The sequence below is a fragment of the Streptomyces sp. NPDC051320 genome (genome assembly GCF_040682175.1).
Classification (GTDB): Bacteria; Actinomycetota; Actinomycetes; order Streptomycetales; family Streptomycetaceae; genus Streptomyces.
On record NZ_JBFBAL010000022.1, the window covers coordinates 1 to 18,767 of the forward strand.

The window sequence follows — 18,767 nt, forward strand, 5'->3', positions numbered from 1 at the left end:
CCAGCATCGAGCACCCCACCACCCCGTCGGCAAGACCATCAAACGCGCCGAATCAATCAAGGAACACCGAGGCCAGACTGGTTAAACGCCAAGCTCAGCCGGCCTGCGCCCGCTCCACCCGTACCGCGCACACCTTGAACTCCGGCATCCGCGATATCGGGTCCAGCGCCGGATTGGTGAGGGTGTTGGCGCGGCCCTCGCCCGGCCAGTGGAACGGCATGAAGACCGTGTCGGGGCGGATCGACTCGGTGATGCGGGCGGGTGCCACGGCCCTTCCCCGGCGGGAGGTCACGGCCAGCGGTTCGCCGTCCACCGCACCGATACGGTCCGCGAGCCGCGGATGCAGCTCCACGAAAGGGCCCGGCGCGGCCGTGTTCAGTTCCGGTACGCGCCGGGTCTGGGCGCCCGACTGGTACTGGGACACCACCCGCCCCGTCGTCAGGAAGACCGGGAAATCCGCGTCCGGTTCCTCGGCGGCGGGTCGGTGCGAGACCGCCACGAACCGGGCGAGGCCGTCGTCGGTGGCGAACCGGTCGAGGAACAGCCGGGGCGTTCCGGGGTGCTGCTCGTCCGGGCAGGGCCAGAAAACGCCGTCCTCCGCGGCGATACGGTCGTAACTGATCCCCGCGTAATCGGCGGGACCGCCGGCCGAGGCCCGTCGCAGCTCGTCGAAGACCTCGTCGGGCGCGGCGGGAAACCCCTCCTTGTGGCCGAGCAGCCCGGCCAGTCCGTGCAGCACCGCCAGGTCGCTGCGCACCTCCGCCGGCGCCCGGAGCGCGGCCCGGCGCAGCAGGACCCGCCCCTCCAGGTTGGTGGTGGTGCCCGTCTCCTCGGCCCACTGCGTGACCGGGAGAACGACGTCGGCGAGCGCGGCCGTCTCGGAGAGCACCACGTCCGCCACCGCGAGAAAGTCCAGCGAGCGCAGCCGGCCCTCGATGTGGGCGGCGCGCGGGGCGGAGACGACCGGGTTGGACCCCATCAGGAGGAGGGATTTCACCTCGCCGCCCAGCGAGTCGAGGAGTTCGTAGGCGCTGCGCCCCGGACCCGGCAGCGTGTCGGGGTCGACGCCCCACACCCCGGCGACATGGCGTCGCGCCGCCGGGTCGGTGAGCTTGCGGTAGCCGGGCAACTGGTCGGCCTTCTGGCCGTGTTCACGGCCGCCCTGGCCGTTTCCCTGCCCGGTCAGACAGCCGTAGCCGGACAGCGGCCTGCCCGCCTTGCCGGCGGCGAGACACAGGTTGATCCAGGCGCCCACCGTGTCGGTGCCCTTGGACTGCTGCTCGGGGCCACGTGCGGTGAGCACCATTCCGGCCGGCGCGTCGCTGAACATCCGTGCGGCCTCACGGAGCTGGGGGAGCGGCACGCCGGTGATCCGCTCGACCATCTCCGGCCAGTGGGCCATCGCCGCGGCCCGGGCGTCCTGCCAGCCGCTGGTCCTGTCGGCGATGAAGGCGTCGTCGGTACGGCCCTCGGCGATCAGGACGTGCAGCATGCCGAGCGCCAGGGCCAGATCGGTTCCCGGCCGGGGCGCCAGATGCAGGTCGGCCTGTTCGGCGGTACGGGTGCGGCGCGGGTCGACGACGATGAGCCGGCCCCCGTTCTCCCGTAGCTCGGTGAGATAGCGGAGCGCCGGAGGCATGGTCTCCGCGAGATTGGAGCCGACCAGGATCACACATCCGGTGCGCGGTATGTCCTCCAGCGGGAAGGGCAGACCGCGGTCGAGCCCGAAGGCCCGCTGGTGCGCGGCGGCCGCCGACCCCATGCAGAAGCGTCCGTTGTAGTCGATCTGCGAGGTGCCGAGGACCACCCGTGCGAACTTCCCGAGGGCGTAGGCCTTCTCGTTGGTGAGACCGCCGCCGCCGAAGACCCCGACGGCGTCCGGGCCGTGCACGGCCCGGGTGCGCCGCAGCCCGTCGGCGACCAGGCGCAGCGCCTCGTCCCAGCCGGCCGGTTCGAGCTCGCCGGTGGCGGCGTTGCGGACCAGCGGCTCGGTCAGCCGTACCGCGGACGACAGTACGGCGGGAGCCGTACGGCCCTTGCCGCACAGGGCCCCCCGGTTGACCGGGAAGTCCGGGCGCTCGACCACCTCGACCGTTCCGGCGCCTTCGGACGTGCGCCGCAGGTTCATCCCGCACTGCAGGGCGCAGTACGGGCAGTGGGTCGCGCTGTCGGTGGGGGTGGCAGCGGCGGGGGCTGTTGCGGTGGACATGCGGCCAGCGTGCTCCGGCGGTGTTACGGCGCAGGCCACAGCGCATTACGCAGCGGGTACGACCGCCTCAGCCGCACCCCCGTCGCGCTGTGAGGTCCGGGCGCCCGCTTCAGCGGTCCAGCGCCCGCGCGACGCCCTGCTCGTGCGGGCCGAGGAAGTGCGGATCGGGCTTGAAGATCACGTCCAGTGCCGCCTTGCCGGCCGCGAGGACCTCCCGGGCGCCTCCGTAGTACCAGGTCACGTCGTGGGCGTCGCTCACCCCGACGCCGTACGACCGGATCCCGGCGGCCTGGCAGAGAGCGATGGCACGGCGGATGTGAAACCCCTGGCTGACCAGCACCGCTCGGTCGACCCCGAAGATCTTCTTGGCCCGGACACAGGAGTCCCAGGTGTCGAACCCGGCGTAGTCGCGCACCACCTGCCGGCCCGGCACACCGTGCTTCACCAGATAGGCGCGCATCGCGTCCGGTTCGTCGTACTCCTCGCGGCTGTTGTCGCCGGTGACGAGCACCACCTTGGCCTTGCCCGTCCGGTACAGCTCCGCCGCCGCGTCGAGACGGTGCGCGAGATACGGCGAGGGGCGGCCCTGCCACAGTCCGGCGCCGAACACCACGGCGACATCGGCCGCCGGAACATCGGCCGTGCTCCGCACCCGCCCGTCGGCCACCGTGAACATCCAGGTGGCGGGCGTGAGCGCCAGCACGCATCCGAGCATCACGGCCTGCACGGCCCGCCGTTTCCCGCGCCGCGTCCTCGGCAGGCGCGGTCTGAGCAGACGCGGTCTCAAAAGATGCGGTCCGGTCAGGTGCGGTCGGTGCATGGATGTCCCCCCGTGGCGTCCGTCTCCCTGGGGACGTCACGGGGCGGCATTCGGTTCGCGGCGCACCTTCCGGGCCCGGTGCTGGCACCGCACCCGCCCGCTCCGTGAGGCCCTGGTAAACGCCCGTGACCGGCAGGCAACGCGGTGGCAACGTAGGCCGGGCAGGATCGCGTTCATGAACCGTATGTCCGTGCACGCATCGGCCCCCGCCCTCGTCGCCGTGGCGCACGGCAGCCGTGACCCGAGGGCGCTGCCGACCGTCCGGGCGCTGCTGGAGCGGGTACGGGAGCTGCGCCCCGGGCTCCCGGTGCGGCTGGGCCACATCGAGCTGAACGAACCGCTGCTGCCCACCGTCCTCGCGGACCTCACCGACCGCGGCGCAGGGAGTGGCAACGCCGTGCTCGTCCCGCTGCTGCTCAGCCGCGGTCACCACGTCAGCCACGACATCCCGCTGGCAGCCGCCGCGGCGCCGGGCCTGCAGGCCCGCTTCGCGGCCCCGCTCGGGCCGCATCCGCTGCTGATCGAGACCCTGTACGGGCGGCTCGTCGAAGCGGGCTGGCGCCCGGCCGACGGAGTGTCCCGCTCGACCGGAGTCGTGCTCGCCGCCGCCGGCTCCCGCGATCCCGCTTCGGCCGCCGACGTCCGCCGTACGGCCGGCCTGCTCAGTGAGCGGCTCGGCGGGGTGCCGGTCGTGCCCGCCTACGCCTCCGCCTCCTCACCCACCGTCCGGGAAGCCGTGCGGGTGCTGGCGGCCCGGGGGCGGCACCGGGTGGCCGTCGCCTCGTACTTCACCGCCCCCGGCCGGTTCGCCACCCAGTGCGCGGCGGCAGCGCCGTGGATCGCCGCCGCACCGCTCGGCGCGCACCCGGCGCTCGCCCGGCTGCTGCTGTACCGCTACGACCAGGCGCTGGGCAATCCGGCCGCCCGGCAACCGCACCGTCTCGCCGCTGCCTGAGCAACAGCTTCCGAGGACCATTTCCGGCCAATTTCCGTGGGGCCACAGCACGGTGCCTGTGCCAGTGCCGGCGACCCGGCCGGGTGGGCGGACTCCGGCCCGCAGCGACGCCCCGGACGGGAAACTCAGTACTGTCGGTGCATGGCAGGCACCACGTACACCCCGCCCGACTTCGAACGCTGGGACACCGAACCCGACAAGCGACCAGGCCGCACCGCCTTCCAGCGCGACCGCGCGCGGGTGCTGCACTCCGCCGCGCTGCGCCGCCTCGCGGGCAAGACCCAGGTGGTCACCCCCGGGTCCCGCAGCTCCGTCTGGGACTCCAGCCCGCGCACCCGGCTCACCCACTCCCTGGAATGCGCCCAGGTCGGCCGGGAGCTGGGCGCCGCACTCGGTTGCGACCCCGATCTGGTCGAGGCGGCCTGCCTCGCCCACGACCTCGGGCACCCGCCGTTCGGCCACAACGGCGAACTGGCGCTCAACGACTTCGCCGAGGACTGCGGCGGCTTCGAGGGCAACGCCCAGTCGCTGCGGCTGCTGACCCGCCTGGAACCCAAGCGGTTCGTACCCGCCCCGGACACCGGCGAGCTGATCAGCGTGGGCCTCAACCTCACCCGCGCAGCCCTGGACGCCGCCACCAAGTACCCCTGGCCGCGGGGCGCCCACCCCACCGAACCCGGCTCGGTGAAGTTCGGCGTGTACGAGGACGACCTGCCGGTCTTCGACTGGGCCAGGCGCGGTGCGCCGGCGGACCGGAAGTGCTTCGAAGCGCAGGTCATGGACTGGTCCGACGACGTGGCGTACTCCGTGCACGACGTCGAGGACGGGCTGCAGGCCGGCCACATCGACCCCAGCTGCCTCACTTCCGGGCCCGAGCGGGACGAGGTCATCGCCGTGGCCGTCGGCCGCTACGTACCGGACGACACCGAGCCGGCGGAACTGGCGGCCGCGCTCGACCGCCTCCTCGACCAGGACTGGTGGCCGCACGGCTACGACGGATCGGCGGTCGCCCAGGCCCGGCTGAAGGACGCCACCAGTCAGCTCATCGGCCGGTTCTGCCTGGCCGCCGAGAGCGCGACCCGCCGGACGTACGGCAGGGGACCGCTCACCCGGTACGCGGCCGAACTGGTCGTGCCGCACGAGACCCGGCTGGAGTGCGCGGTGCTCAAGGCCGTCGCCGACCGCTACGTCATGCAGCGCGAGGAGCAGGAACGGCTCCGCATCGACCAGCGCATCGTGCTCGCCGAGCTCGCCGCGGCGCTCACCGCCCGCGCCCCGGACGGCCTGGATCCACAGTTCCGCGCGCTCTTCGACGCGGCTCCCGACGAACGCGGGCGCAAACGGGTGATCGTCGACCAGATCGGCTCGCTCACCGACGCATCGGCGCGTTCCCTGCACGCCCGGCTGACCGGCCCTCGCTGACGCACCGCGCGACGTGGCGTGGACACACAGCGTAAGAACCGAGCACGACCGGACGTGGATTTCCGGCCCGATGTCACCGCACAACAGGGCGGCATGCCATCATGACCGGCCATTCTGACCGTGCGTGAGGTGGACACCAGCTTCTGAACATCTCACAACCCCTTCCCCCATCACACTCCGTGCGGGACGCTCGCAAGCGGCGCCAGCACTACAAGGAGGCAACAAGTGGTCGACGCACATCTGACGTTCGTCATCATCGGCGGAGGACTCGCGGGGGCGAAGGCTGCCGAAACTCTCCGTGCCGAAGGGTTCACCGGCAGAGTGATCCTCATCGGGGACGAGCGCGACCACCCCTATGAGCGCCCACCGCTGTCCAAGGGATACCTGGCGGGCAAGGAGGAACGGGACAGCGTCTATGTGCATGAACCCGCCTGGTACGCACAGACCGACATCGAGCTCCATCTCGGCCAGCCGGTCGTCGCGATCGACCGCGCAGTCAAGGCCGTACGGCTCGGGGACGGCACCGCGGTCCACTACGACAAGCTGCTGCTCGCCACCGGCGCCGAACCGCGCCGCCTCGACATCCCCGGCACCGACCTCGCCGGCGTCCACCACCTGCGCCGGCTCGCGCACGCCGACCGGCTGAAGCAGGTCCTCACCTCGCTGGGCCGCGACAACGGTCATCTGGTGATCGCGGGCGCCGGGTGGATCGGCCTGGAGGTCGCGGCGGCGGCCCGCGGCTACGGCGCCGAGGTCACCGTCGTCGAAGCCAACGCGACACCGCTGTACGACGTCCTCGGACCGGAGGTCGGCCAGATCTTCGCCGATCTGCACGCTCAGCACGGCGTTCGCTTCCACTTCGGTGCCCGCCTCACCGAGATCGTCGGGCAGGACGGCATGGTGCTGGCCGCCCAGACCGACGACGGCACGGAACACCCGGCGCACGACGTACTCGCCGCGATCGGCGCCGCCCCGCGCAGCTCGCTCGCCGAAGCGGCCGGTCTGGAGATGGCCCCGCGCGCGGACGGCGGCGGCATCGCCGTCGACGCCTCGCTGCGCACCTCCGACCCGGACATCTACGCGGCGGGCGACACCGCGGCCGCCCAGCACCCGCTGCTCGGCACCCGGCTGCGCGTCGAACACTGGGCCAACGCCCTCAACGGCGGCCCCGCCGCGGCGCGCGCGATGCTCGGCCAGGACGTGTCGTACGACCGGATCCCGTACTTCTTCTCCGACCAGTACGACCTGGGCCTGGAGTACTCGGGCTGGGCGCCCCCCGGCTCGTACGACCAGGTCCTGGTCCGGGGCGACGCGGGCAAACGCGAGTTCATCGCGTTCTGGATGAAGGACCGCCGGGTGCTCGCCGCGATGAACGTCAACGTGTGGGACGTCACGGAGCAGCTGCAGCGCGTGATCCGCTCCGGCGCGCAACTGGATCCCGAAGCGGTGGCGGATCCGACCGTGGACCTGGCAACCCTGGGCGCCTGACCGCGACAACGGCCTGCCCCGGACCGGCTGCCCGCACCGGGCAACCGGTCCGAGGGGCCCGGGGGCCGGGGGGGCCGGGCCGGACCGTCCGGTCCGGCGGTGTTTCCCGGGACCGACCCCCGGACCCCGGCCGTAGGGGCAGGCGGTCGGGGCGGGCCGAGACTGTCCGACCCGGCCCGTAGACTTCACCCGTGGCGGGCAGGATCAACGATGACGACGTGAAGGCGGTCCGGGACGCGGTCCCGATCGACGCCGTCGTTTCCGAGTACCTCCAGCTGCGCAATGCCGGCGGCGGGAACCTGAAGGGCCTCTGCCCCTTCCACGACGAGAAGTCCCCGTCCTTCCAGGTGAGCCCGGCCAAGGGTCTTTTCCACTGCTTCGGCTGCCAGGAAGGCGGGGACACCCTCGCCTTCATCATGAAGATCGACCACCTCTCCTTCTCGGAGGCGGTCGAGCGCCTCGCGGGCACGGCCGGCATCACCCTGCGGTACGAGGAGGGCGGCTACACCCCGAACAGTCAGCGCGGCGAGCGCATCCGGCTGGTCGAGGCGCACAAGGCAGCCGCGCAGTTCTACATCGAGCAGCTGGACGGCACCGAAGCCGAGATCGCCCGCAAGTTCCTCGCCGAGCGTGGCTTCGACCAGGCCGCCGCCACCCACTTCAGCGTCGGATACAGCCCCGCGGGCTGGGACCACCTCACCCGGTACCTGCGCGGGAAGGGCTTCACCGACAGGGAACTGCTCACCTCGGGCCTCGCCCAGGAAACCCGTGGCGGCAAGCCCATCGACCGCTTCCGCGGCCGGCTGATGTGGCCGATCCGCGACATCAGCGGCGAAGTCGTCGGCTTCGGCGCACGCAAGCTGCGCGACGACGACAACGGCCCCAAGTACCTGAACACCCCCGAGACCGCGATCTACAAGAAGTCCCAGGTGCTGTACGGGATCGACCTGGCCAAGAAGGAGATCGCCAAGTCCAGCAGGGCCGTGGTCGTCGAGGGCTACACCGACGTCATGGCCTGCCACCTCGCCGGAGTGACCACCGCCGTCGCCACCTGCGGCACCGCCTTCGGCACCGAGCACATCAAGATCCTCCGCAGGTTGCTGATGGACAACGGCAGCGCCCGGGTGATCTTCACCTTCGACGGTGACGCGGCCGGCCAGAAGGCCGCCCTGCGCGCCTTCGAGGACGATCAGAAGTTCGCCGCGGAAACCTACATCGCCATCGCCCCGGACGGCATGGACCCGTGCGATCTGCGGCTAGCCCAGGGCGACGCCTCGGTGCAGGACCTCGTCGAACCCCGCACCCCGCTCTTCGAGTTCGCGCTCCGCCAGATCGTCTCCCGCTACGACCTGGAGACCCCCGCGGGCCGGGCCGCGGCCCTGGACGAGGCCGCGCCGGTGGTGGCCCGGATCAAGAACAGCGCCTCGCAGCACGAGGTCGCCGTCCAGCTGGCCGGCATGGTCGGGATCCTCGACACGCAGTTCGTCGTCAAGCGCATCAGCCAGCTCGCCCAGTGGGCCCGCAGCCGTGGTAACGCGCCGGGGCCCGCCCGTGGTTCCGCCCGCGGCGGCTCGGCCCAGCACCGGATCCAGGCGCCACCCGTGCCGCTGAGCGGACCGGCGCTCAACCTCCGCAGCCCCGCCCACCGCACCGAGCGAGAGCTGCTCAAGCTCGCACTCCAGCGACCCGAGCTGGTCTCCCCGGCCTTCGATGCGTACGGCGTCGACGAGTTCACTGCCCCGCCCTATGCGGCGGTCCGGCTCACGATCATGGAGGCGGGCGGCGCCGAGGACGGCATCGTCGACTCCTCGGCCTACCTCACCCGGGTCCGCGAAGCCGCCCCGGACGACGCGGTCCGCGCCGTGGTGACCGAGCTCGCCGTCGAGGCGATCATGCGGCGCACCGTCGACGAGGTGTACGCGGGCGAGCAGCTGGTCCAGGTCCGGCTGCGGGCGGTGGACCGCCGCATCATGGAGGTCCAGGGCGCCCTCGCCCGGGTCTCCACCCAGGGCGACCCCGAGCAGTACGCGGCCGTTCAGAGCGAACTCTGGACGCTCCAGCAGTACGGCCGGTCACTGCGCAACCGCGGCGCCGAGGCGCTCTGACCGGTCCGGGCCCTGGTACGTCCGGACGTCTCGGCGCCGGATGGCCGCCCGTCCGGTAACCGACGGTCCACGGGGCGGACTCAGAAAGTCACCGCACGCCCCTCGTGGCAGTGATGTGTCGTGCCCCACACTGATGGCGATGCCCGGGCCGCTCGGCCCCGGGCCTCGGAGCGCGGCCGGTCCGCCGACGGTGGGCCACTCACCTCCACGGAGGTGCTCAATCGTCAACGGGACGGAAAGCGGCGCGGCCGCCCCCGTCCCGCTGCTGCACGTCCCCGACCCGGCAGTCCCCCTGGAGGCCGCCCTCGTGCAGACCCGGACCCTGACCGAAACCGACGTGGCCCCGGCAGCCCCCGCCCACGGCCCGGTCGTGCCCCTCCCCGCAACCGGACCCGCCGGCGAGACGGATCGCCCGCCCGCCGAGGTCGTCGTGGAGGAACCGGACGAGGCCCCCGAGCCACCCCGTAACCGGAGCGCCGACACCGGCGGCCCGTCCTCCGATCTCTTCCGCCAGTATCTCCGGGAGATCGGCCGCATCCCGCTGCTCACCGCCGCCGAGGAGGTCGACCTCGCGCGCCGCGTGGAAGCCGGTCTCTTCGCCGAGGAACGCCTCGGCGGCTCGTCCGACCTCGACTCCCGGCTCGCCGTCGACCTCGACAGGCTCGTGGTCATGGGCCGGATGGCCAAACGCCGCCTCATCGAGTCCAACCTCCGGCTGGTCGTCTCGGTGGCCAAGCGCTACGTGGGCCGTGGCCTGACCATGCTCGACCTGGTCCAGGAGGGCAACCTCGGCCTGATCAGGGCGGTCGAGAAATTCGACTACGCCCGGGGCTACAAGTTCTCGACGTACGCCACCTGGTGGATCCGCCAGGCCATGTCCCGCGCCCTGGCCGACCAGGCACGGACGATACGAGTCCCGGTCCACGTGGTCGAGTTGATCAACCGGGTGGTCCGGGTCCAGCGCCGGATGCTCCAGGAACGCGGCTACGAACCCACCCCGCAGGAAGTCGCCACCCACCTCGAAGTCACCCCCGAGCGCGTCAGCGAAATCCTCCGCCTGGCCCAGGAGCCGGTGTCCCTGCACGCCCCCATGGGCGAGGAACACGACGTGGCCCTCGGCGACCTGATCGAGGACAGCGACGCCGCGTCCCCCGTCGAGTCGGCCGCTTTCCTGCTGCTGCGCCGGCATCTGGACGCGGTGCTGTCCACGCTGGGGGAGCGGGAGCGGAAGGTCGTTCAGCTGCGGTACGGGCTGATGGACGGGAGACCGCGGACGCTCGAGGAGATCGGACAGATCTTCGGGGTCACCCGGGAGCGGATCCGGCAGATCGAGTCGAAGACGCTGAGCAAGTTGCGGGATCATGCGTTGGCGGATCAGCTGCGCGGCTATCTGGACTGAGCGGGGCCGGTTGCCTGCGGCGCTTTCCCCAACCCTCCCCCAGACCCCGTCCGGGGGGACCCCCACGGAGGGGCCCCCAGGACGGGCTCGATTTTGGCCTGCGTGAACCTCACCGTGCAGCTGTATCCAGCCCCTCCGGCTTTTGAGGAGCGGGGTCCGGGGCGGAGCCCCAGTTCGGGTGGGGAACAGGGCCCGCCGCAGGCGCCCCGCCCCGCTACTCGACCTCCACCACCGCCTGCGCGAACTGCGCCGCGTACAGCCGCGCATACGCCCCATCCGCCGCCAACAGCTCGTCATGCGAGCCCTGCTCGACGATCGCCCCGTTCTCCATCACCAGAATCACATCGGCGTCCCGAATGGTGGACAGCCGGTGCGCGATCACGAAGCTGGTACGGCCGTGCGACAGGCGGGACATGGCCTTCTGGATGAGTACTTCGGTACGGGTGTCCACCGAGCTGGTCGCCTCGTCGAGGACCAGGATGACCGGGTCGGACAGGAACGCCCGCGCGATGGTGATCAGCTGCTTCTCGCCGGCGCTCACCCCCGTGCCCTCGTCGTCGATGACCGTGTCGTAGCCCTCGGGGAGGGTGCGGATGAACCGGTCGGCGTGCGCGGCCCGGGCCGCGTCCTCGATCTCCGCGCGGGTCACCGGACGGGACGCCCCGTACGCGATGTTGTCCGCGATGGTGCCGCCGAAGAGCCAGGTGTCCTGCAGCACCATGCCTATGCCGGACCGCAGTTCCTCACGCGACATCTTGGCGACGTCGACGCCGTCGACCGCGATCCGGCCACCGGTCACCTCGTAGAACCGCATCAGCAGATTCACCAGCGTCGTCTTGCCGGCGCCGGTCGGGCCGACGATCGCCACCGTATGACCCGGCTCAACCGACAACGAGAGATCGTCGATGAGCGGCTTGTCCGGCTCGTAGCGGAAGGAGACCTTGTCCAGCGAGATGCTGCCGCGCAGCACCTCGGGCCGTTCGGCGGACTCCGCGTCCGGCTCCTGCTCGTCGGCGTCCAGCAGTTCGAAGATGCGCTCGGCGGACGCGACACCCGACTGGACCAGGTTGGCCATCGAGGCGACCTGGGTCAGCGGCATCGAGAACTGGCGCGAGTACTGGATGAACGCCTGCACGTCACCGATCGACAGCGAGCCGCTGGCGACCCGGAGTCCGCCGACGACTGCCACCAGCACGTAGTTGATGTTCGAGACGAACATCATCAGCGGCTGCATGATCCCGCTGTTGAACTGCGCCTTGAAGCTCGCCTCGTAGAGCGCGTCGTTCTGCTCGCGGAACGCCTCCGCCGACTCGGCCTGCCGCCCGAAGACCTTCACCAGCGCGTGCCCGGTGTACATCTCCTCGATGTGGGCGTTGAGCTTGCCGGTGACCTTCCACTGCTGCACGAACTGCGGCTGCGACCGCTTGCCGACGCGGGTGGCGACCACCACCGACAGGGGCACGGTCACCAACGCGACGAGGGCCAGGATCCAGGAGATCCAGAACATCATCACCAGCACGCCGACGATGGTCAGCAGTGAGTTGATGAGCTGCCCCATCGTCTGCTGCATGGTCTGACCGATGTTGTCGACGTCGTTCGTGGTGCGGCTGAGTACCTCGCCGCGCTTCTGCTTGTCGTAGTACGACAGCGGCAGCTTCGACAGCTTGCCCTGGATCTCCTCGCGCATCCGGTACACGGTCTGGTTGACCACCCGCGCCACCATCCGGGTGGCCACCAGCATCAGCAGACCGGCGCACCCGAAGGCGGCCAGCGCCATCAGCAGGACCTTGCCGACCTCGGTGAAGTCGATGCCCTGGCCCGGGGTGAAGCTGATACCGCCGAGCATGTCGGCCATGCCGCCCTGGCCGCGGTCGCGCAGCCCCTGGATGGCCTGCGCCTTGGTGAGTCCCTTCGGCAACTGCCGGCCGATGATGCCGGCGAAGACCAGGTCGGTGGCCCGGCCCAGGATCTTCGGCCCCACCACCGAGAGCGCGACGCTGCCGACCAGTGCCGTCAGCAGTGTGAACAAGGCCGGGCGGTCCTGTGCGAGCATCCGCACCAGCCGTTTGCCCGACCCCTTGAAGTCCGTGGACTTCTCTACCGGTCCTGCCATCATCCGTCCACCAGGACCGGCCATCAGGCTGCCTCCGCCTCGGTGAGCTGGGAGAGAACGATCTCCCGGTATGTCTCGTTGTCATCCATCAAGTCGCGATGGCGTCCCGTGCCGACCACCCGGCCCTCGTCCATGACGACGATCCGGTCCGCGTCGCGGATGGTGGAGACTCGCTGGGCCACGATCACCACGGTCGCCTCGGAGGTCTCCCGGCGCAGCGCGGCCCGTAGCGCCGCGTCCGTCGCGTAGTCCAATGCGGAGAAGGAGTCGTCGAAGAGGTAGATCTCCGGCCGTTGCACCAGCGTCCGGGCAATCGACAGACGCTGCCGCTGACCGCCGGAGACATTGGTGCCGCCCTGTGCGATCGGAGCGTTCAGCCCGCCCTCGAGCTTCTCGACGAAGTCCTTCGCCTGCGCCACCTCCAGCGCGTGCCACAGTTCCTCGTCGGTGGCGTCCGGGTTTCCGTACCGCAGATTGGTCGCGACGGTCCCGGAGAAGAGGTACGGCTTCTGCGGTACCAGCGACACGGTCTTCGCCAGCAGCGCCGGGTCGAGCCTGCGTACGTCGGTGCCGTCCACCAGCACTTCGCCGCCGGTGGCATCGAACAGCCGCGGTACCAGGCCGAGCAGCGTCGACTTTCCGCTGCCGGTCGACCCGATGACCGCGGTGGTCTCGCCCGGCAGCGCCTGCAGGGCGACGTCGCGCAGCACCGAGGCCTCGGCGCCGGGGTACTTGAAGCCGGCCCCGCGGATCTCCAGATGCCCGTGCCTGGCCAGCTCCCGTACCGGCTCCAGCGGCGGCACCACGCTCGAGTCGGTGGTCAGCACCTCCTGGATCCGCTCGGCACAGACCTCGGCGCGCGGCACCATCATGAACATGAAGGTGGCCATCATCACCGACATCACGATCTGCATGAGGTAGGCGAGGAACGCGGTGAGCGCCCCGATCTGCATGGCCCCGATGTCGATGCGGTGCGCACCGAACCAGACCACCGCGATCGACGACACGTTGACCACGGTCATCACGGTCGGGAACATCAGCGCCATCAGCCGCGCGGTCCCGAGCGAGACCTCGGTCAGCTCCGTGTTGGCGCCCTTGAAGCGATCCTTCTCGTAGTCGTCCTTCACGAAGGCCCGGATGACCCGGTTGCCGGTGATCTGCTCGCGCAGCACCCGGTTCACCGTGTCGAGCCGCACCTGCATCTTGCGGAACAGCGGCCGCATCCGACGGACGATCAGGGACACCAGGACGAGCAGCACCGGAACGACCGCGATCAGTACCAGCGAGAGCGGCACGTCCTGGCCGAGCGCCAGGATGATGGCGCCCACGCACATGATCGGCGCCGAAGCCATCAGGGTGAACGACATCAGCACCAGCATCTGGATCTGCTGGACGTCGTTGGTCGTACGCGTGATGAGGGACGGCGCGCCGAAGTGCCCGACCTCCCGCGCGGAGAAGGACTGCACCCGGTCGAAGACCCCGGCGCGGACGTCCCTGCCGAGTGCCGCGGCGGTTCGCGCGCCGTAGTACACGGCGCCGATGTTGCAGCCCACCTGAACCAGGCTGATGGCGATCATGAGGCCGCCGTAACCCAGGATGTAACCGGAGTCCCCCTTGACGACACCGTTGTCAATGATGTCCGCGTTCAGGGTGGGCAGATAGAGCGTGGCGCAGGTCTGGAACAGCTGAAGCAGCCCCAGCAGGGCCATCGGTTTCTTGTACGGGCGCAGGTACGTCCGCAGGATTTTTATGAGCACGCGGTGTCTCTCGGGTTCGGCAGGCGGGTTCGGCAGACGGATCGGGCTGGACGGCGGGCGGGCACAGAGGCCCAGTTTCCGACACTCGGCGACCCGATACGAACTCTTTTCCTCAAGGGAGAGTCAAGAAGTCGGGAGCGCCTGCGAAGCGAGCCCGAGCGGCCCGGAGGCCGGCCGCCCCGCTCAGCCGAAGGCTCCGGGGTGGACCTGGTCACGGGTGGCACCGTACTGCTTACGCACTGCCTGTCCCACCGCCAGTTCATCGCCCGGCTCGAGCACCTGGGCGGCCGCCCCCTGCCAGGCGGGCGGCGTCTTGGGGTCGAGGGAACCCTCGGAGACCCCGAGCGCCCACGCCGCCTGCCGGGCGGCGCCGATCGCCGCATAGTCCGCCGGCTGCGGTACGACCACCTGCGCCCCGAAGATCGCCGGTGCGGCGACCTGAACCGCGGGCAGCTCCGCGGCGGCGCCGAGCAGGAACACCCGCCGCACCTCGACCCCGCGGTCCCTGAGCACGTCCATCGCGTCGGCGAGCGAGCAGAGCATGCCCTCGAACGCGGCCCGCGCCAGGTGCTCCCGCTTCATCGACTCCCGGCGCAGCCCGGCCAGCGTGCCTGCGGTGTGCGGCAGTTGGGGGGTGCGCTCGCCCTCCAGATAGGGCAGGAGCACCAGCCCGGAGGCGCCCGGCGTGGAGGTCAGCGCCAGCGCGGACAGAGCGTCGAGGTCCTCCACGCCGAGCAGTTCGGCCGTGCCGCGCAGTGCCCGTACGGCATTGAGCGTATGGACGACCGGAAGATGCATCCCGGTGGCGTCCGCGAACGAGGTGATCATCCCGGACGGGTCGCTGAGCGCCTCGTGATGCACGCCCATCACCGAGCCGGAGGCACCCAGCGAGACCACCACATCGCCGGTCGAGACGCCGAGTCCGAAGGCCGCCGCCATGGTCTCGCCGGTTCCGGCCGAGATCAGCAGCCCCTCGGGCGTCATGCCGGCCGCCTCGGAAGGCCCGAGCACCTCGGGCACCGCGGCCGGGTGGCCGAGCGCGAGTTCCACCAGATCGGGGCGGTACGAGCCGCTCGCCGCGGACCAGTAGCCGGTGCCGGAGGCCGCGCCCCGGTCGGTGGTCCGGCGCGCGGGCCGCCCCAGCAGCTGCCACACCAGCCAGTCATGCGGCTGCAACAGGGTGGCGACCCTGGCGGCCGCCTCGGGCTCGTGCTTGGCCAGCCAGCGCAGCTTGGCCACCGGCTGCGGGGCCTGCGGCACCGAGCCGACCGCCTCGGCCCAGGCGGACCGGCTGCCGAGAGCATCGATCAGATCCGCCGCGGCGACCTGGGCCCGCTTGTCATTGCCGACCAGCGCGGCCCGCACCGGACTGCCCTGGCGGTCCAGCGGCACCAGACCGTGCTGCTGCGCCGACACGCCGATGGCCTGCACGCCCTCCAGCAGGCCGCCGGCCGCCGCCTCGCCGAGCGAGAGCAGCCAGACCTGCGGATCCACCTCGTGCGACTTCGCGTCGACGGGGTGTGGTGCGTACCCCTGCCGCAGCACGGCACCGGAGTCCGTGTCGCAGACGACGATGCGGGTGAACGCGGAAGAGCTGTCAAGACCGGCGACTATCCCCATGCTCAGATTGTGCCGCACATCGGCTCACCGTGAGGCCCCCGGGCCGCTCGGGGCCGACCCGCCCGGTCAGGTGTTGGTGGTGCCCCAGTCGTCCTCGACCACGCCGTTGCGCCCCCGCATGGACCGGACCCGCTGGGTCATCGAATCCGGCATCCGGTCCCCGACCTTCTCGCTCACCGAGTGCAGGGCCTTCTCCGCGACGCCGCGCCCGTTCTGCGCGGCGGACTCGGCGACATTGCGCACGGCCGGGTTCTGGGCCACCTGAAGGGCCGACTTCTTCAACTGCTCGTAGCGCTCGCGGCCCGCCCGCGTGCCGATCACGTAACCAAGAGCGAGTCCAACGACGAACGTGAGCTTGTACCGCATGGCTGCCACCCTTCCCTTGTGCCGATGCTGCCCCGCCTACCCGGCAGCACGCGTGATCACCCAGGGGCGGAACCGATTGGCGGAGCACCCCCCTGCTTGCGCTAATGTATGTGTCGCAGCGAGCACACGCCCCCCGGGACAACCGGAATGGGTACGTTCGGTGCAAAGCAGCAATCCCCTGTAGCTCAATTGGCAGAGCAGCCGGCTGTTAACCGGCAGGTTACTGGTTCGAGTCCAGTCGGGGGAGCGCGGTCCCCTGTAGCTCAATTGGCAGAGCATTCGGCTGTTAACCGGAGGGTTACTGGTTCGAGTCCAGTCGGGGGAGCAGAAGACGGAGGAGGGCCCCTCGGGGCCCTTTTTCGTGTGCACTTTCCGCCCCGGTGGAACCTCCCGGCCTGCGACGGAGTCCTCAAGGGCGAGCGGTGCCGACCATCCGAGGCAGGAGATCGTATGAGCGGCTATGCTGCGGCAGACAGCGCGCACACATGTACGCGCCACGCGGTAAAGGGGCGGTAGCTCAGCCGGTTAGAGCAGCGGACTCATAATCCGTCGGCCGTGGGTTCGAGTCCCACCCGCCCCACCACAGCGGAAACGGCGTGACCAGTGGACAGCACGCGGTCACGCTAGCAGCGCCGTGGCGTTCGCCACACAGACGCCACACCCGTAGTCCGCACGATTCCCTCCAGCGGCGCACAGGGTCCCTGAAACGCCGTACGCCCCCCGGGGGCGACGGGGGCGCACGACTGGTATCACTACGGGGCGCGGAGCGTCAGACGTGCACCCTCGAAGGGGGTCATCCCCGCATAAGGTGCCCCGTGTCATTGAGCCGTCGCAGCAACGCGTTGCCGTCCGCGTAGTACGCCACTTCCGACAGGGACGCCGCGGACAGTTCCATCCGGAACAGCGACTGCGGCGGTGCGCCCAGCGCCAGCCGTACCAATGTCCTCAGCGGGCCGACGTGCGAGACGACCAGCACCGTCTTGCCCGCATGCTGCGACAGCAGGGCGTCCCGTACGGCTGTCACGCGCCGCGCGACCGCTTCGAAGGGCTCACCGCCGCCTGAGGGAGGCGCTCCCGGGGACTTCAGCCAGGCCGTCAGGTCATCCGGATAGCGCTCGCGCACCTCGGCGAAGGTGAGCCCTTCCCAGGAGCCGAAGTCGGCTTCCCGCAGTCCTTCTTCGACGCGGAGGTCCAGGCCGAGCCGTGCGGCGGCTGCCTCGGCCGTCTGGCGGCAGCGGCGCAGCGGTGAGGAGATGATGGTCTGGGCGCCGGCACGGGCGGCCAGCACGGCTGCGGTCGCTTCGGCCTGTTGCCGACCGACGTGGGACAGTGACGGATCCGGGCCGCCGCTGCCGGAGAGACGTTTCTGCGGGGTGAGCGGCGTTTCGCCGTGCCGCAGCAGCAGGAGCGTCGTCGGCGGGCCTGCGGCGGTCGGATGGCCAGGGACGGCCGCTGGGGTCTCTTCGAGCGCGGGCTCCCGCTCACACTGCGGGAGCCCGGCGTTCCTCTCCTGATTCACCGGCTGGCTAGCTCGCCGTGGCTGCGAAGTGGTCCCGCACCGCGTCGGCCTGTTTCTCCATCATGGCGACGATCCCTTCGATGACCTCGGGGTCGGCGTCGTCGGCGATGGCCAGCTCTCGTGACCACTCGAAGAAGCTGCGGCCCGGATCGTTGGTGATCGGATGGACGCGGATGGTGGCGAGGTAGCTGGAGACGCCGCTCGTCGGTGCGACCGCGCGGTAGGTGGAGACCCGCTGCACCTCGTCGCGTCCGGCGATCTCCTGCTGGACCAGGCCTCCGTTGAACACCATGGTGAAGTCGTACCGGGACGGTACGCGTTCGAGCGCGCCGCCTTCGGCCCAGCTCACGTCCTTCACCGCAGGTCCGGACACGATCTGCACCAGCTTCATGGCGTCGCGGACCTCGGCCCAGACGGTATCCGGGCCGGCGTCGACGATCGTGGAGTGGTGCATCGTGTGCTTGCGGTCGATTCCCACGGGGGCTCCTTGTCAGTAGGCGATGCGGTCGGCCTTGGCCAGCCACGTGTCGAACGGCTGGGTGCGGTTGGGCAGATCCAGGTGCTCGACCGCCATGGGCCACATCGAGTGGGGCCTCTTCTCGAACAGGTCGTAGAACTTGCGGTCGTCGAAGCCGGCCACCGCGGCGTCGTGCCGGTCGGCGGAGTAGACGAGCCGGTCGACGCGTGCCCACAGGGCAGCGGAGAGGCACATCGGGCACGGCTCACAGGAGGTGATCAGGACGCAGCCTTCGAGGGAGAAGACGTTCAGTTCCTTGCAGGCGGCGCGCATCGCGCTGACCTCGGCGTGTGCGACGGGGTCCAGGGTGGAGGTGACCTGGTTGTTGCCGGTCGCGACGACCTCGCCGTCCTTGGCGATCAGGGCACCGAACGGGCCGCCGCCGTTGGTCACGCTGGTGGTGGCCAGGGTGATCGCCTTTTCCATCCAGATCCGCTCGGAGTCCTGGATGCTTGCTGCCTGGGGGCGTGTGGTCAT

General features: G+C 70.7%; 12 protein-coding genes, 3 tRNA genes and 2 pseudogenes. 8 read left to right on the forward strand and 9 right to left on the reverse strand.

The genetic code is table 11. The annotated features are described in order from the left end of the window. Positions 1-94: 94 nt before the first annotated feature. Together AB0M87_RS31080 and AB0M87_RS31085 are read right to left on the reverse strand one after the other, a co-directional pair. On the reverse strand, positions 95-2,209 hold the full coding sequence (locus AB0M87_RS31080) for a molybdopterin oxidoreductase family protein (RefSeq protein WP_365858904.1): 2,115 nt from the start codon (positions 2,207-2,209) through the stop codon (positions 95-97). A 109-nt stretch (positions 2,210-2,318) separates the two neighbouring features. Beyond that, positions 2,319-3,029: an ElyC/SanA/YdcF family protein gene (locus AB0M87_RS31085; protein WP_365858906.1), complete on the reverse strand. Its 711-nt coding sequence runs from the start codon at positions 3,027-3,029 to the stop codon at positions 2,319-2,321. Between the two features lie 175 nt (positions 3,030-3,204). Here AB0M87_RS31085 and AB0M87_RS31090 point away from each other — a divergent pair, with 175 nt between their 5' ends. The 5 genes and pseudogenes from AB0M87_RS31090 to AB0M87_RS31110 all read left to right on the forward strand — a co-directional run bounded on the left by AB0M87_RS31090 (position 3,205) and on the right by AB0M87_RS31110 (position 10,398). Then, entirely contained in the window at positions 3,205-3,984 is a 780-nt protein-coding gene (locus AB0M87_RS31090; RefSeq protein ID WP_365858908.1) for a sirohydrochlorin chelatase, read from the forward strand. 141 nt (positions 3,985-4,125) lie between these two features. Then, positions 4,126-5,406: a deoxyguanosinetriphosphate triphosphohydrolase gene (locus tag AB0M87_RS31095; protein WP_365858910.1), complete on the forward strand. Its 1,281-nt coding sequence runs from the start codon at positions 4,126-4,128 to the stop codon at positions 5,404-5,406. A gap of 225 nt (positions 5,407-5,631) precedes the next feature. Further along, positions 5,632-6,894: an FAD-dependent oxidoreductase gene (locus AB0M87_RS31100; protein WP_365858912.1), complete on the forward strand. Its 1,263-nt coding sequence runs from the start codon at positions 5,632-5,634 to the stop codon at positions 6,892-6,894. 191 nt (positions 6,895-7,085) lie between these two features. After that, entirely contained in the window at positions 7,086-8,999 is a 1,914-nt protein-coding gene (dnaG, locus tag AB0M87_RS31105) for a DNA primase (RefSeq protein WP_365858914.1), read from the forward strand. A gap of 120 nt (positions 9,000-9,119) precedes the next feature. Continuing rightward, positions 9,120-10,398 (forward strand): annotated as a pseudogene (locus tag AB0M87_RS31110) (RNA polymerase sigma factor). Between the two features lie 214 nt (positions 10,399-10,612). Here the strand turns inward: AB0M87_RS31110 and AB0M87_RS31115 are convergent. The 4 genes from AB0M87_RS31115 to AB0M87_RS31130 form a co-directional block, all read right to left on the reverse strand. Then, positions 10,613-12,535 (reverse strand): ABC transporter ATP-binding protein, encoded by a 1,923-nt coding sequence (locus tag AB0M87_RS31115; RefSeq protein WP_365858916.1) that lies wholly within the window; start codon positions 12,533-12,535, stop codon positions 10,613-10,615. Next, entirely contained in the window at positions 12,535-14,268 is a 1,734-nt protein-coding gene (locus AB0M87_RS31120) for an ABC transporter ATP-binding protein (RefSeq protein WP_365858918.1), read from the reverse strand. Before AB0M87_RS31120 ends, AB0M87_RS31115 begins: the two co-directional genes overlap by 1 nt. A gap of 183 nt (positions 14,269-14,451) precedes the next feature. Continuing rightward, complete coding sequence (locus AB0M87_RS31125; RefSeq protein WP_365858920.1) at positions 14,452-15,888, reverse strand: FGGY family carbohydrate kinase; 1,437 nt, start codon at positions 15,886-15,888, stop codon at positions 14,452-14,454. Between the two features lie 66 nt (positions 15,889-15,954). Further along, entirely contained in the window at positions 15,955-16,254 is a 300-nt protein-coding gene (locus AB0M87_RS31130) for a YtxH domain-containing protein (RefSeq protein ID WP_365858922.1), read from the reverse strand. A gap of 174 nt (positions 16,255-16,428) precedes the next feature. Here AB0M87_RS31130 and AB0M87_RS31135 point away from each other — a divergent pair. The 3 genes from AB0M87_RS31135 (at position 16,429) to AB0M87_RS31145 (ending at position 16,837) form a co-directional block, all read left to right on the forward strand. Next, positions 16,429-16,501: transfer RNA gene (locus AB0M87_RS31135), tRNA-Asn, on the forward strand. A gap of 5 nt (positions 16,502-16,506) precedes the next feature. After that, a tRNA-Asn gene (locus AB0M87_RS31140) sits at positions 16,507-16,579 on the forward strand. Positions 16,580-16,760: 181 nt separating this feature from the next. After that, a tRNA-Ile gene (locus AB0M87_RS31145) sits at positions 16,761-16,837 on the forward strand. Positions 16,838-17,047: 210 nt separating this feature from the next. Here AB0M87_RS31145 and AB0M87_RS31150 read toward each other — a convergent pair. From AB0M87_RS31150 to AB0M87_RS31160, 3 genes and pseudogenes are all read right to left on the reverse strand, one after another. Further along, a pseudogene (locus AB0M87_RS31150) lies at positions 17,048-17,677 on the reverse strand (histidine phosphatase family protein); the annotation flags it as partial. 103 nt (positions 17,678-17,780) lie between these two features. Continuing rightward, positions 17,781-18,251 (reverse strand): SRPBCC family protein, encoded by a 471-nt coding sequence (locus AB0M87_RS31155; RefSeq protein WP_365858924.1) that lies wholly within the window; start codon positions 18,249-18,251, stop codon positions 17,781-17,783. A gap of 12 nt (positions 18,252-18,263) precedes the next feature. Beyond that, entirely contained in the window at positions 18,264-18,767 is a 504-nt protein-coding gene (locus AB0M87_RS31160; protein ID WP_365858926.1) for a nucleoside deaminase, read from the reverse strand.